Source organism: Alcaligenes sp. DN25 (assembly GCF_023674485.1).
GTDB lineage: Bacteria > Pseudomonadota > Gammaproteobacteria > Burkholderiales > Burkholderiaceae_B > Alcaligenes > Alcaligenes phenolicus.
Genome location: NZ_CP098408.1, coordinates 867,484 through 881,466, shown reverse-complemented (window position 1 = coordinate 881,466; position 13,983 = coordinate 867,484). Strand labels below are relative to the sequence as shown.

The 13,983-nt window shown below is 56.9% G+C and carries 14 protein-coding genes; 8 read left to right on the top strand and 6 right to left on the bottom strand.

Annotated features, from left to right (window positions below; genetic code table 11):
* Positions 1-17: 17 nt before the first annotated feature.
* The 4 genes from NBV64_RS04100 to dacB all read right to left on the bottom strand — a co-directional run bounded on the left by NBV64_RS04100 (position 18) and on the right by dacB (position 3,474).
* Positions 18-335: an ElaB/YgaM/YqjD family protein gene (locus NBV64_RS04100; protein WP_009455165.1), complete on the bottom strand. Its 318-nt coding sequence runs from the start codon at positions 333-335 to the stop codon at positions 18-20.
* Positions 336-480: 145 nt separating this feature from the next.
* Positions 481-1,203 (bottom strand): hypothetical protein, encoded by a 723-nt coding sequence (locus NBV64_RS04095; RefSeq protein ID WP_009455166.1) that lies wholly within the window; start codon positions 1,201-1,203, stop codon positions 481-483.
* Between the two features lie 101 nt (positions 1,204-1,304).
* Complete coding sequence (gene upp / locus NBV64_RS04090) at positions 1,305-1,955, bottom strand: uracil phosphoribosyltransferase (RefSeq protein ID WP_009455167.1); 651 nt, start codon at positions 1,953-1,955, stop codon at positions 1,305-1,307.
* A gap of 70 nt (positions 1,956-2,025) precedes the next feature.
* Positions 2,026-3,474, bottom strand: coding sequence for a D-alanyl-D-alanine carboxypeptidase/D-alanyl-D-alanine endopeptidase (gene dacB / locus NBV64_RS04085; RefSeq protein WP_022983426.1), 1,449 nt, complete (start codon positions 3,472-3,474; stop codon positions 2,026-2,028).
* Positions 3,475-3,632: 158 nt separating this feature from the next.
* On the opposite strand from dacB, the gene queA reads away from it, so the two are divergent.
* The 5 genes from queA to secF all read left to right on the top strand — a co-directional run bounded on the left by queA (position 3,633) and on the right by secF (position 9,187).
* Positions 3,633-4,697: a tRNA preQ1(34) S-adenosylmethionine ribosyltransferase-isomerase QueA gene (gene queA, locus NBV64_RS04080; RefSeq protein ID WP_009463844.1), complete on the top strand. Its 1,065-nt coding sequence runs from the start codon at positions 3,633-3,635 to the stop codon at positions 4,695-4,697.
* Entirely contained in the window at positions 4,694-5,830 is a 1,137-nt protein-coding gene (tgt, locus tag NBV64_RS04075; RefSeq protein ID WP_009463845.1) for a tRNA guanosine(34) transglycosylase Tgt, read from the top strand. The genes queA and tgt overlap by 4 nt, the downstream gene beginning before the upstream one ends.
* Before the next feature lie 89 nt (positions 5,831-5,919).
* Positions 5,920-6,264, top strand: coding sequence for a preprotein translocase subunit YajC (gene yajC, locus NBV64_RS04070; protein ID WP_003803689.1), 345 nt, complete (start codon positions 5,920-5,922; stop codon positions 6,262-6,264).
* A 60-nt stretch (positions 6,265-6,324) separates the two neighbouring features.
* A complete protein-coding gene (gene secD, locus NBV64_RS04065; protein ID WP_022983425.1) occupies positions 6,325-8,196 on the top strand; it encodes a protein translocase subunit SecD in 1,872 nt (623 codons plus the stop codon).
* 52 nt (positions 8,197-8,248) lie between these two features.
* On the top strand, positions 8,249-9,187 hold the full coding sequence (gene secF, locus NBV64_RS04060; RefSeq protein WP_009463846.1) for a protein translocase subunit SecF: 939 nt from the start codon (positions 8,249-8,251) through the stop codon (positions 9,185-9,187).
* A 594-nt stretch (positions 9,188-9,781) separates the two neighbouring features.
* On the opposite strand, the gene map is transcribed toward secF, so the two are convergent.
* A complete protein-coding gene (gene map / locus NBV64_RS04055) occupies positions 9,782-10,549 on the bottom strand; it encodes a type I methionyl aminopeptidase (protein ID WP_250756733.1) in 768 nt (255 codons plus the stop codon).
* Complete coding sequence (locus NBV64_RS04050; protein WP_009463848.1) at positions 10,546-10,767, bottom strand: ParD-like family protein; 222 nt, start codon at positions 10,765-10,767, stop codon at positions 10,546-10,548. The genes map and NBV64_RS04050 overlap by 4 nt, the downstream gene beginning before the upstream one ends.
* A 262-nt stretch (positions 10,768-11,029) precedes the next feature.
* Here NBV64_RS04050 and miaB point away from each other — a divergent pair, with 262 nt between their 5' ends.
* The 3 genes from miaB to ybeY are packed head-to-tail and all read left to right on the top strand — an operon-like array spanning position 11,030 to position 13,898.
* A complete protein-coding gene (gene miaB, locus NBV64_RS04045; protein WP_009463849.1) occupies positions 11,030-12,430 on the top strand; it encodes a tRNA (N6-isopentenyl adenosine(37)-C2)-methylthiotransferase MiaB in 1,401 nt (466 codons plus the stop codon).
* 3 nt (positions 12,431-12,433) lie between these two features.
* Positions 12,434-13,429, top strand: coding sequence for a PhoH family protein (locus NBV64_RS04040; RefSeq protein ID WP_009463850.1), 996 nt, complete (start codon positions 12,434-12,436; stop codon positions 13,427-13,429).
* Positions 13,422-13,898, top strand: a complete 477-nt coding sequence (gene ybeY / locus NBV64_RS04035) for an rRNA maturation RNase YbeY (protein WP_250757217.1) — start codon at positions 13,422-13,424, stop codon at positions 13,896-13,898. Before NBV64_RS04040 ends, ybeY begins: the two co-directional genes overlap by 8 nt.
* The last annotated feature ends 85 nt before the right edge of the window (positions 13,899-13,983 follow it).

Genomic DNA, 13,983 nt, shown 5'->3' with positions numbered 1-13,983 from the left:
CGCAGAGCAAAGACAGATTAACGACGGCTGATCAGCATACCGAACATCAGGCCCACAATACCGGCCACGCCAATGGCTTGCCAGGGCTTGTCGTGGACATAGTTGTCGGTTGCCTTGGCGGCACGCACACTGTGCTCGACCACGGCTTCCTGAGCATCGTGCAGGGAATCCCGGGTCACACGCAGAGAGCGCAGCGCCTTCTCACGCAGCTCACCGGCCTTGTCGCCCGTGGCTTCAGCGGCCTCACGCATCAGTTTTTCAGCTTCATCCAAGCTCGCTTTCACTTCTTCGATGAATTTGTCTCCGCTGTTTTCCACACTTTTCTTGGTAGCCATAAATAACTCCTTGCAGTTGAAAGGGACACGCGACAAATACGTATCGCCAAGTGAATGGCGCCATAGCAGCGCCGCACAAAATTCTTTAACCCGCTGTTTTCAGGATAAAGATACTCGATGTACCTGAGACCAGTCAGTCGCAGGTTTACTTCAGTTGCGTCACATCCACCGTGGACGGGACACCGTTCTGAATACTTTCCTGCTTCATCACCATCTGCACATCCGGGCAATACCAATCCGTAACCTGGGAGTTGATGCCCGGTATGGGCAGACTGATGCCACTGAAACTGGCCTGGGTAGGCTCGATCTCGCGTTGATAACGAATAGGCCAACATTGGTAATTGCCCAATGCAGTCTGTACCGATTGTTGAGCTCCAACCGTCTTGGCACCAGTATGAATGCGCAAGACATTGGCGTTGGACTGGGAGCGCTTGTCCAGATTAATCTGGAAATCCTGACGCGGAAAGGTCTGCCCTTCCTGCAGCCCACCGTGTTCGTAGGAAAACAGGCCCAGCAGGCGCAGGTCAAACGAACCTTGAACGGCTTCCAGACCACCACGGCCATCATCGCGCTGGAAACGGGTGCGGCCATCGCGCACCGTCATCACGTAGTCAATATTGGGCTTGCTGGCCGGCAAACCGGCCAGAGCTACACTGGCCTTGCCCTGTACACGCGCCTGGCACTGATCACCGCCCTGCTTTTTCACGTCAGAAAAAGCCAGATCAGCGCCCAAGGCCAGAAAGCCCGAGCCAGTCAGTTGTATCTGCCCACCGTCACGCATGAAAGGCACGTCACACAAACCAGCCTGAGCCGAGCTCAGGCCCAACATGACCAACAGCGGTGCAGCCATCCAAGCATTCAGTTTCATGTACATCCTGATTCAGTGAAACTTAGATTCGACTCTTTATTATGCCTATCCCCTCTGGCGTACTGGCAAGGGATTGTAAAAAAGCACGACAAGTTCTGGACTTAGAGTTCGCCGTCCTGAACCTTCTGGCGAGTACCAAAAATACGGTCGCCCGCATCGCCCAGCCCCGGCACGATATAACCATGCTCGTCCAGATGCTGATCAATGGACGCGGTATAAATATGAACATCAGGGTGATGTTTTTCAAGAGTGGCGATGCCTTCCGGAGCCGCCACCAACACCAAAGCGCGAATATTCTTGCAGCCTGCTTTTTTCAGCAGATCAATTGTGGCGACCATGGAGCCGCCCGTTGCCAGCATGGGGTCAATAATCAGGGCCAGGCGCTGATCCAGCTCGCCGACCAGACGCTCCAGATAGGTCTGGGCTTCAAAGGTTTCTTCGTTGCGAGCAATACCAATCACGCTGACTTTGGCGCCAGGAATCAAGCTCAACACCCCGTCCAGCATGCCAATACCAGCGCGCAAGATAGGCACAACTGTCACTTTCTTGCCAGCCAGCTTTTCCACTTCCACATTGCCACACCAACCTTCAATGGTGGTGGGTTCCAGAGGCAGATCCTTGCACGCCTCATAGGTCAGCAAAGAGGCAATTTCCTGAGACATTTCGCGGAAATTTTTCGTGCTCAGATCTGCCTTGCGCATCAAGCCCAGCTTATGGCGGATCAAAGGGTGGCGTATTTCGTGTATGGGCATGATTGCTTCATCAAATTAGGGACTAACTAAAAACAGGGCTGCTGCACAGCAGCCCTCACTATCGTGATCGTCAACGTACTGCCAGCCACTTCACCACCGCATCAAAAAAGGGTCGGGCAGAGGCAGAACGTTCGTCATTGACCATCATGACGACAATATACCGCTTTCCGCTGGCTCCCAGCACGTAACCGGCCAAGGCACGACTATCGCGCAGCGTGCCGGTTTTCAAGTGGGCACGGCCCTGAACCTCGTCATCGCGCAAGCGCGAACGCACCGTGCCGTCCACACCGGAGATCGCAAAGGACGAAATGTACTCGGGCATCCAGTTCGAGCGCCAGGCGACTTTCAGCATGTCAGCCATGCCGCCCGCCGTGACGCGGGCATTGCGTGACAGGCCCGAGCCGTTGTCCACGGTCCAGCCTGCGGTATTCACGCCCTGGCGACCCAGCACGTTCATGACGGCGCGCTCGCCGGTGGCCACCGTGGCACCGGGACCATTCATTTCTGCGCCCACGGTCAGCAAGATGGTACGGGCCATCACATTGTTGCTTTGCTTATTAATAAGACGGATCAGGTCAGACAGGGACTGCGAGTCATGCCAGGTAATCGCCTGCGCACGAGCCGGCACACGGCCTGCTTTGATGTCGCGGGCCAGGGTGCCGCCCAGATCGCGCCACAGGCTGCGGAACAGCTTGTCGAAAAACTCGGTTTGGGAATGAACCAGACGGTAAACGCTGAACTCACCGCAAGAAGCGGCGGCCTTGCCACTGACACGGACCACCATGCCACCGGCTTCAGGCTGAATCTGGGTACCAACAACAGGCGAACCAGGGCAGGTCGCCGTCGACCACTCGACTTCACCCTGTACGCGCACTCCGGGCAAAGGCGGGTCAATAATCGCAATCCATTTGCGCGCCTGTGTATCTGGCTGGAACACCAGCCGGGAAGCGCCTAGCCCCACCATCATGGCATCCGGGCTGGCGTTATAGGGACGGTCACCCGCATTATCGAAATCACCCGGATTGATGGTGACGTTGCCGAAGATGGAACGATCCACAATAACTTCGGTCAGATTCTTCACCCCACGCAAGCGGAGCTCGCGCAACATGTCCCATAACTGCGGCACGGTCAAAAACGGATCGCCCCCCGCCTTGATGTACAGAGGCCCTTTCAAAGTGCCTTGTTCGTCCACCTGCAGGCCGTCCTGGGCCATTAACGTCGTACGCCAGGTATATTCTGGCCCCAGAGCGGACAAACCGGCCCAGGTACTGACCAGTTTCATTACCGATGCGGGGTTACGGGGCTCCTGGGGATTGACGCCGATCAGGCGCGGACCGTCCACCTCGTCTACCACGATGGACAGAGACGATTGCGGCAAGCGGCTGGCGTTCCATACCGAAGCCAGCTCGGGCGGCAAGGCCTGGGCCAGGGCTAGTGATGCGCCTTGCACCATGAGCAAGGTGGCCAGAGCCACGTGCTTGCAACGACTCAAAACAGGCTTTGCCTTTAAAACGCCCATGCCCTCGTCTCCAACAGATCAATTCAGGAAAGACCCAAGCATACCGAAAGAAAAACACCACGGATATGGCCGTTTCAGCAATCTGGCGGCAAAGCGTTAAAATAGTCGGTTACCCCATCAGGCCCGGCCTTCTGGCCAGTGGCCCTTTACGACAAACCATGAGCATCGACCCCTCTTTAACTATCGCCCAGTTCGACTACGAGCTTCCCCCTGATCTGATCGCTCAAAGCCCGCCGGCCCAGCGCCAGGGCAGCCGTCTGCTGCATCTGGACGGTGCCAGCCAATTGCATGACCGCCAGTTCACCGACCTGCCCAGCCTGCTGCGCAAGGGTGACCTGCTGGTCTTTAACGATACGCGCGTCATCAAGGCCCGCCTGCATGGCCAGAAAAGCAGCGGCGGCAAGGTGGAAGTGCTGATCGAGCGCGTAACCGGCCCCGATACGGCTCTGGCCCATATCCGCGCCAGCAAGTCCCCCAAACCTGGCACGTTGCTGGAACTGGCCGACGGCAAGGTACTGGCCGATTGCACCGGGCGGGAAGACGCCCTGTTTGCGCTGCGCTTTCACGAGCCTGTGCTGGACATGCTGGAGCAATACGGCGCCACGCCTTTGCCACCCTACATTACCCACGCAGCGGACGAGGAAGACGACTCGCGCTACCAGACTGTTTACGCCCGTCACCCCGGTGCCGTGGCCGCCCCGACGGCTGGCCTGCACTTTACCGACGACATGCTGAACACCTTGCGCGAGCAAGGCGTGGACCAGGCCTTTGTGACCTTGCACGTGGGTGCAGGCACTTTTCAGCCTGTGCGTGTGGACAATATCAGCGAACACGTCATGCACGCCGAGCGTTACCATGTGCCCGCCGCCACCCTGGCCAAGATCGAAGCCACCCGCGCTGCCGGTGGCCGCGTCATTGCCGTGGGCACCACCAGTGTGCGTTCGCTGGAGTCTGCCGCCAGCAAAGAGCCCGGCATGAACCAGCGCTGCACCGATGGCAGCATTGAAGGCGACACGCGCCTGTTCATTACCCCCGGCTTCCAGTACCAGTGGGTGGATGCACTGATCACCAATTTCCATTTGCCCCAGTCCACCTTGCTGATGCTGGTATCGGCCCTGGCGGGGATCGAACCCATACAACGTGCCTACCAGCACGCCGTCCAATCCCGGTATCGCTTCTTTAGTTACGGCGATGCTATGTTCATTGAGCCTCCTACCCCATGAGTGGACTGAAGTTTGACCTCTTAAGCACCGATGGCGCCGCTCGCCGTGGCCAGATCACCCTGAACCACGGTGTGGTGCAAACCCCCATTTTCATGCCGGTAGGCACCTATGGCAGCGTCAAGGCCATGATGCCGCACGAGCTGAACGAGATTGGCTCGCAGATCATATTGGGCAATACCTTTCACCTGTGGCTGCGTCCGGGCACGGAGGTCATGGACAAGTACCAGGGTCTGCATAATTTCATGCAATGGGACAAGCCCATCCTGACGGACTCGGGCGGTTTTCAGGTGTTCAGCCTGAAAGGCATGCGCAAGATTACCGAGGAAGGGGTGAAGTTTGCCTCCCCCATCACCGGCGAGCGCCTGTTTCTGACGCCTGAAGTGTCGATGCAAATCCAGTACTCCTTGAACTCCGATATTTCCATGGTGTTCGATGAATGCACGCCCTACTTGATTGACGACCGTCCCGCCACGCATATCGAAGCGGCTAAATCCATGCGCATGTCCTTGCGCTGGGCTCGCCGTTCACGCGAGGAATTCAAGCGTCTGAATAACCCCAATGCCCTGTTTGGCATTGTGCAAGGCGGCATGTACGAGGACCTGCGCGACGAATCCCTGGCTGGTCTGACCGAAATCGGCTTTGAAGGCTATGCCATTGGCGGCCTGTCCGTAGGCGAGCCCAAAGAAGACATGATGCGCATTCTGGCGCATACCACCCCGAAACTGCCCACGCATGCCCCCCGCTATCTAATGGGTGTGGGTACACCGGAAGATCTGGTCGAAGGGGTCAGCCAGGGTGTGGACATGTTTGACTGCGTCATGCCCACCCGCAATGCGCGCAATGGCTGGCTGTTTACCCGTTACGGCGACATCAAGATACGCAATGCCCGTTACCGCGACGATACCCGCCCGCTGGATCCCAGCTGCACCTGCCATACCTGCAAGCATTTCTCGCGTGGCTACTTGCATCATTTGCAGCGTTCCAATGAAATTACCGGCTCGCGTTTGAATACCTTGCACAATCTGCATTTCTATTTGCAGATCATGCAAGAGATGCGCGATGCTATCGAGCAAAAGCGTTTCGCGGCCTGGCGGGAACAGTTCCACCAGGATCGGGCGCGCGGTATTGAATGACACGCTGTTTGTGATACCGCAATAAAGTGCCGCTACAATACACCGTTAGTTTTTGACAACCCACACAAAAAAATCCTCAGGAGCCCCACATGTCCGCTGTTGACATTCTGACTCTCATCCCCGCCCAGGCAGCTGCCGGCGGCGAAAATGCCTTGATGGGCATGCTGCCCATCATCTTGATGTTCGTTGTGCTGTACTTCTTGATGATTCGTCCTCAAATGAAGCGTCAGAAAGAGCACCGCAACCTGGTCTCCAACCTGGCCAAAGGCGACGAAGTAATCACCTCCGGCGGTCTGCTGGGCAAAGTCAGCAAAGTTCACGACAACTACCTGACCGTTGAAGTGGCCAACCTGACCGACAAGCCTGTTGAAGTTCTGGTCCAACGCGTGGCCGTTACGACTGTTCTGCCCAAAGGCACGATCAAGTCGCTGTAATGCCTCCGACCCCGGACCTCGGTCCGGGGTTGCCATTTCTGCACCCGTCGTAGATATCCCATGAATCGTTATCCTCTCTGGAAATATGTCATCGTCTTGGTCGCGCTGGCGATCGGCCTGATCTATACCTTGCCCAATCTGTTTGGTGAGTCTCCTGCTGTCCAGGTTTCCAGCGCCAAATCCACGGTCCGGCTTGAAACCAACCTGATCAGTCACGTTGAAGAGCTGCTCAAGAAAAACAATATTCCTACGACGGGCTCGTATTTTGAACAAAACGGACCTAGCGCCACTGCGCGTTTCCGTTTTGAGTCCACCGATGTTCAGCTCAAGGCCAAAGACCTGATCGAGCGCGAACTGAACAAGGACTCCACAGCTACCGCCCCCGACTACACCGTCGCGCTGAACCTGGTGTCTGCGTCGCCTGCTTGGCTGACCGCACTGGGTGCCCACCCCATGCACCTGGGCCTGGACTTGCGCGGTGGCGTGCACTTCCTGCTGCAAGTGGATATGCAAGGCGCGCTTCAAGCCCGCTACGACTCCATGGTGGCTGATGCCCGCAGCGTGCTGCGCGAAGCCAAAGTGCCTGTTGGCGGCATCGAGCGTGATGGTCACTCGCTGCGCATGAGCTTTGCCTCGGCAGACGATCGCGACCGCGCTCAATCGGAAATGCGTCGCGCCATGCCTGATCTGGCTTTCACCCCTGCCGGTGACAGCGGTCTGACAGCCCGTTTGACCGAAGCCGCCACCATTCAGGTGCAATCGAACGCCCTCAAGCAAAACATCACCACCTTGCATAACCGAATCAATGAGCTGGGCGTAGCCGAGCCTGTAATTCAGCAGCAAGGGTCCGATCGCATCGTGGTTCAACTGCCCGGTGTGCAGGATGTAGCCAAAGCCAAGGAAATTCTGGGTCGTACGGCCACACTGGAACTGCGTATGGTGGAAGACTCGCCTGCTGCCGTTGCGGCCTTGAACTCGGGTACCGTGCCCTTTGGTCTGGAGCGCTACACCGAGCGTGGTGGTGCCCCCCTGCTGCTGCGTCGCCAGGTCATCCTGACAGGTGAAAACCTGCAGGACGCCCAGCCCGGTCGTGATTCGCAAACCCAGCAACCCACCGTCAACCTGACGCTGGACAATAAGGGCTCGCGCATTTTCCGCGACATTACCCGCAACAACATCAACAAGCGCATGGCGATTGTGCTGTTTGAAAATGGCGTGGGTGAAGTGGTGACGGCTCCGGTTATCCGTAGCGAAATTCCTAACGGCCAGGTACAGATCAGCGGCAGCATGAATGCTCAGGAAGCCGCCGATATTTCCCTGCTGCTGCGTGCCGGTTCGCTGGCCGCCCCCATGAGCATCATTGAAGAGCGCACTATTGGCCCTAGCCTGGGTGCCGACAATATTCGCCAAGGCTTTAACGCCACGCTGTACGGCTTTATTGCGATCGCCATCTTCATCATGCTGTACTACCACCTGATTGGTCTGTTCTCCACCATTGGCTTGACCTTCAACGTGCTCTTGTTGCTGGCTGTCTTGTCCATGCTGCAAGCCACCCTGACCTTGCCGGGTATTGCAGCTATCGCCCTGACCCTGGGTATGGCCATTGACGCCAACGTGCTGATCAACGAGCGTATCCGCGAGGAGCTACGCAATGGTGCCTCGCCGCAACAAGCCATTCACCTGGGTTTTGATCGTGCCTGGGCCACTATTTTCGACTCCAACCTGACCAGTCTGATTGTGGGTGTCGCTTTGCTGGCCTTCGGTTCCGGTCCTATCCGTGGTTTTGCGGTCGTCCACGTGATCGGTATTCTGACCTCCATGTTCTCTTCGGTGGTTGGGGTTCGTGCCCTGGTCAACCTCTGGTATGGCAACCGTCGTCGCCTACAGGGTATTTCCATTGGTCAGGTCTGGAAACCACAGGACAAGAAGTAAAGTGCCGGGGCCGGTGCAAACCGGCCAGGCCCAACTACAGGCATAAAGCATCATGGAATTTTTTCGTATTCACCGCACTATCCCGTTCATGCGCCATGCGTTGGTGCTGAACCTGATCAGTTTTCTGACATTTATTGCAGCGGTCGTCTTCATTATTGTGCGCGGCTTTCACCTGTCCATCGAATTTACCGGTGGTACGGTCATGGAAGTGCACTATCAGCAAACCGTGCAGGTCGAAGATGTGCGCGGCTCGATTCAGTCGCTGGGTTATACCGACTTCCAGGTACAGAACTTCGGCACGTCGCAGGACATCATGATCCGCTTGCCCGTTCTGGACGGACAAGACTCTACCCAGCAAAGCGAGCAAGTACTCCAGGCCTTGAAGCAGCAGCACTCGGACGTGGAGCTGCGCCGTGTGGAGTTCGTGGGCCCACAGGTGGGGCAGGAACTGCTGCATAACGGTTTGATGGCCCTGGCCTTTGTGGTCGCGGGTATCTTGCTGTATCTGGGTTTCCGCTTTGAGTGGAAGCTGGCACTGGCTTGTGCGATTGCCAACTTGCACGACGTGGTCATCATTCTGGGCTTTTTCGCATTCTTCCAGTGGGAGTTCTCGCTGTCGGTGCTGGCCGGTGTCCTGGCTGTGCTGGGTTACTCCGTGAACGAATCCGTTGTGGTGATGGACCGTATCCGTGAGAACTTCCGCAAGCAGCGCAAGATGTCGGTGTCGGACATTATTGATCTGTCCATCACCCAGAACATCTCGCGTACCATCATCACCCACGGTTCTACCCAGATGATGGTGCTGTCGATTTTCTTCTTCGGTGGACCCACGCTGCACAACTTCTCGCTGGCGCTGACCATCGGTATCTGGTTCGGTATTTACTCCTCCGTGTTCGTGGCCGCCGCCATTTCCATGTGGCTGGGCGTGAAACGTGAGGATCTGGTCAAGCCGATCAAGAAAGACGAAGGCGGCGAGGTTGTAGAAGGCTAAGTTGCTTCTTGGCTCGCTGTTAACGAAAGCCCGACATTAAAACAATGTCGGGCTTTTTTGTTTCTAAGGCTGCTGGATTGCGAGTAATAGAGTGGCGGCAGTAAGCCTCTTTTTGTTTTATTGAGGGCCGGAGCAGGTCGGCGGGCGAGTCAGGTTATTCGCCGCGGGCAGAGGCCGGATGCGGGGTGCAAGGGTCGTGCTGTTTGAGGAGCACGCTTGCGGTTTGTCCGGGGGACAAACCGCGCTCCGAGTTCACGACCCGCCCGCATCTGGACTCTGACAAGGGGACCCGTGCGCAGCACGGGCGAATGACCCGCCAAGCCGACCTGCTCCGGCCCTCAATAAAACAAACGCCTGCCACCCTATATTGATCTGAAGGGATACTTCGGCACGACGGTTAGACAACGGGCAATACTGCCATCACGATATGACGGGATCTCGCAGCTGTGGCAGCATCAACGAGGTTTACAGAAAATCTCATTTCCATCGGGCTGAAATAACTTGCTGCTGTCGTTTTCAGTGCACAAGCTGCAATGACTGGATGACACACTACAAGCCATAAGTAATGCAAGGGAGGGACGACCAACTACGTAATTAATTCGGGATGGTTTCATCAGGTCTTAAGGTCAACACGCGCACACCACTGTCTGTCACAGCCACCGTGTGCTCAAACTGTGCTGACAGCAAGCCATCGCAAGTGCGCACGGTCCAGCCATCTTTCCCGGTTTGCACTGCATGGCCACCTTGATTCAGCATGGGTTCAATGGTGAACACCATGCCCTCTTTCAATCGCAGTCCTGTGCGCGGCATGCCCCAATGCAAAACTTCAGGCGCTTCGTGCATTTCCCGCCCGATGCCGTGCCCACAGTAATCACGTACAACGGAATAGCCGTTCTTGCGTGCGTACTGGGAGATGGCAAACCCCACATCACCCAAAGTCGCGCCGGGGCGTACGGCTTGTATACCTTTCCACATCGCCATATAGCAGGCATCGACCAGTTTTTGCGCAGCAGGAGTCACCTGCCCCACCATGTAGGTTTTGCTGGAATCCGCGATAAAGCCGTTCTTCTCCAAGGTGATATCGAAATTCACGATATCCCCCTCTTTCAGTACATCCGTCGTGGACGGCATACCGTGACACACGACTTGATTAGGCGATGAGTTCAGAACATAGGCATAACCGTACTGCCCTTTGCTGGCGGGCCGGGCTTGCAGATCATGGACGATGTAGCTCTCGACCAGATCATTGATCTGCATGGTGTTCATGCCAATCAGATCTAACTGATCCAGGCGCGTGAACACTTGAGCCAGCAAACGGCCCGATTCGGCCATCAAGGCAATTTCATCTGCCATCTTGATCATGCTGACTCCACCTGATCCAGAGGCACGGCAGGCTCACCCAAACCAGCCGCCTTCATTTCACGGGCGACAATCTCGTTAAAACTCATGGTCGGGTTCAGTTCGCACAACAACCCCATACGTATCCAGAAAGCCGCCTGCGCATTGATGGAGCGACATGAAACCGTACTCGCCTTGCGTAGCTGGTCGTGCAGCTCGTCATCAATATTCACGATACCCATTTTTCAATCCTTATATGATCCATATACGAATCATATAATCCGCAAAATCAGGACGCAAGTAGAAGCTGACTGAAAATCCTGATCCAGCTTCATACCCCGACAAGACTATTTCCAGCCTTCTCACCCCAAAGGGCGGCCTGTCTGCAACAAGTCCTCCCACATGATCCCAGCTTGCTTGTGGCTCACGGGAGGCTGGGCGTTATAATGCCCGATTCATCATTTTCAATGGCCCGCGGGATATACACCCGTCACGGCTCCTTCTATGACCGACACCACAATCTCTACCCCCGCCAGCGCGGATGCTGCTACCAAGCCTGCCCGCAAGCTCTTCATTCGCACCTTTGGCTGCCAGATGAACGAGTACGACTCCGAAAAAATGGCCGATATCCTGAATCAGGATCGCCCCGTGGAGTTGACAACCAACCCCGAAGAAGCAGACATCATCCTGTTCAATACCTGTTCGGTGCGCGAAAAAGCGCAAGAAAAGGTGTTCTCGGATCTGGGCCGGGTTCAGCATTTGAAAGCGCTCAATCCCGATCTGGTCATTGGCGTAGGTGGCTGTGTGGCCAGTCAGGAAGGCGACACGATTATTCGTCGTGCTCCCTACGTGGATGTGGTGTTCGGACCACAAACCTTGCACCGCCTGCCCGAGCTGATCGTCAAGCGCCGCAACAGCGGCCGCTCGCAAGTGGATATCAGTTTTCCTGAAATCGAAAAATTCGACGCCCTGCCTCCAGCACGCGTGGAGGGTTATTCGGCCTTTGTGTCCATCATGGAAGGCTGCAGCAAGTACTGCAGTTTCTGTGTAGTGCCCTACACCCGTGGCCCCGAAGTCTCCCGTCCCTTTGACGACGTACTGATGGAAGTGGCTGACCTGGCCGACCAGGGTGTGCGTGAAGTGACGCTGCTGGGCCAGAACGTGAACGCCTACCGTGGCCCGACCGACGTCGCTGGCGAGATTGCCGACTTTGCCATGCTGCTGGAGTACGTGCACGAGATCCCTGGTATCGAGCGCATTCGCTACACCACCTCGCACCCCAAGGAAATGACCTCGCGCCTGATCGCCGCCCACGGCAATCTGCCCAAGCTGGTCCCCTTTCTGCACTTGCCCGTACAGGCCGGCAGCGACCGTATTCTGGCTGCAATGAAACGCGGCTACACTGCGCTGGAGTTCAAATCCATCGTGCGCCGCCTGCGTGAAGCGCGTCCCGACATCGTCCTGTCCTCGGACTTTATTGTGGGCTTTCCCGGTGAGACGGAAGAGGATTTCCAGAAGACACTGAAGCTGATTCGCGATGTGAATTTCGACCAGTCTTTCTCTTTTGTGTATTCGCGTCGCCCCGGCACACCGGCCGCCGACCTGGAAGACAACACCAGCAAAGAAGAAAAGCTGGACCGCCTGCACCGCCTGCAAGCGCAAATCAACGAGCAGGCCCAGGCCATCAGCCAGGCCATGGTCGGCAGCGTGCAACGCATTCTGGTCGAAGGCACCTCGCGCAAAGACGACTCGGAACTGAAAGGCCGTACCGAAAACAACCGCATCATCAACTTCCCCGGCGACCCTCGCCTGATCGGACAAATTGTGGATGTGCACGTGACCCAAGTACTGACCAATACCTTGCGCGGAGAAATCGTGACCCATGACCGGGTTGCAGGAGCCTGATCTATGACTAGCCAACGCCGCCGCATGCCCACTTCCTTGCGTCTGGACGGGGACAATACCCATCTGGCCAATATGTGTGGCCCTTTGGACGAGAACATCAAGCAGATTGCCATTGCCTATGACGTCACCCTGCGTCGGCGTGGCAGTCATGTTTCGATTGAAGGCGAGCGCGCGGAGGAGGCTGCCAAGGCCATTGACTGGTTCCATTCGCGTGCCGTGCACCGTGCGCTGAATATCGACGATATTCAGCTGGGCCTGGTTGAGCTGGGCGCCAGCCGCCGCCACGAAAAAGAGGAAAAGCCCGAGCCCCTGCCCGAGCTGCCCCCCGTCGGCCAGGAAGAAATTTCCCTGCGCACCGCCAAACGCGACCTGCGTCCTCGCACACCCGGTCAGCGCGAATACCTGCGCAATATCCTGAACAATGACATCAACTTCGGCGTAGGCCCAGCCGGTACCGGCAAGACCTGGCTGGCGGTGGCCTGCGCCATTGATGCACTGGAGCGCGAATCCGTCCATCGCTTGGTGCTGACACGTCCTGCCGTCGAAGCGGGTGAGCGCCTGGGCTTTTTGCCCGGTGATCTGGCCCAAAAGGTAGACCCCTATCTGCGCCCTTTGTACGACGCCTTGTATGACTTGATGGGTGTGGAGAAGGTACAGCGCCTGTTCGAGAAACAAATCATCGAAATCGCACCGCTGGCCTATATGCGCGGCCGCACGCTGAACCATGCTTTCGTGATCCTGGACGAAGCCCAGAACACCACACCGGAACAAATGAAAATGTTCCTGACGCGCATCGGTTTTGGCAGCAAGGCGGTGATTACCGGCGACCCCACTCAGGTGGACTTGCCCAAAGGCCAGCGCAGCGGCTTGAATCATGCCGTCAAGGTGCTGGAAAACGTGCAGGGTATTTCCTGCTCGCGCTTTAGCAGCCGTGATGTCGTGCGCCACCCGCTGGTTGCGCGAATTGTGGACGCCTACGAACGAGCCGGTGATGCCTGATCTGTCCCTGAGCGTCCAGTACGCTATTGATTGCCCCGAGCTGAGCCGCTCCCGTATCCGCCGCTGGATGCAGCGCACGATTGATATGGCAGTCGAACGCATCCACCCCGAAGATCGCTTCACCGCCCTTTCCGCCACCTTGCGTATTGTGGACGCCGAAGAAGGCCAGAGCCTGAACCTGAGCTACCGGGAACGCGACTACGCCACCAATGTGCTGACCTTTGAATATGGTCAGGACGAGGACGGCGTGGTCCACGGCGATATCGTCTTGTGCCTGCCCGTGCTGGAGCGTGAAGCCCAGGAACAGCAAAAGCCATTTCTGCACCATGCCGCTCATCTGGTGGTGCACGGCTGTCTGCATTCCCTGGGTTACGACCACATTGAAGAGGACGAAGCCCAGGACATGGAAGCGCTGGAAACCGCTGTTCTGGCCAGTTTGCGCATCCCCGATCCCTACCAGGAGCGCTAGCTCGCCCACTTGTCACAAAGGGTCTCCCATCCCTGACAAAGCTGCGCCAATCCTCACTTCCCTTCCCGCATTCCGAATGATGACA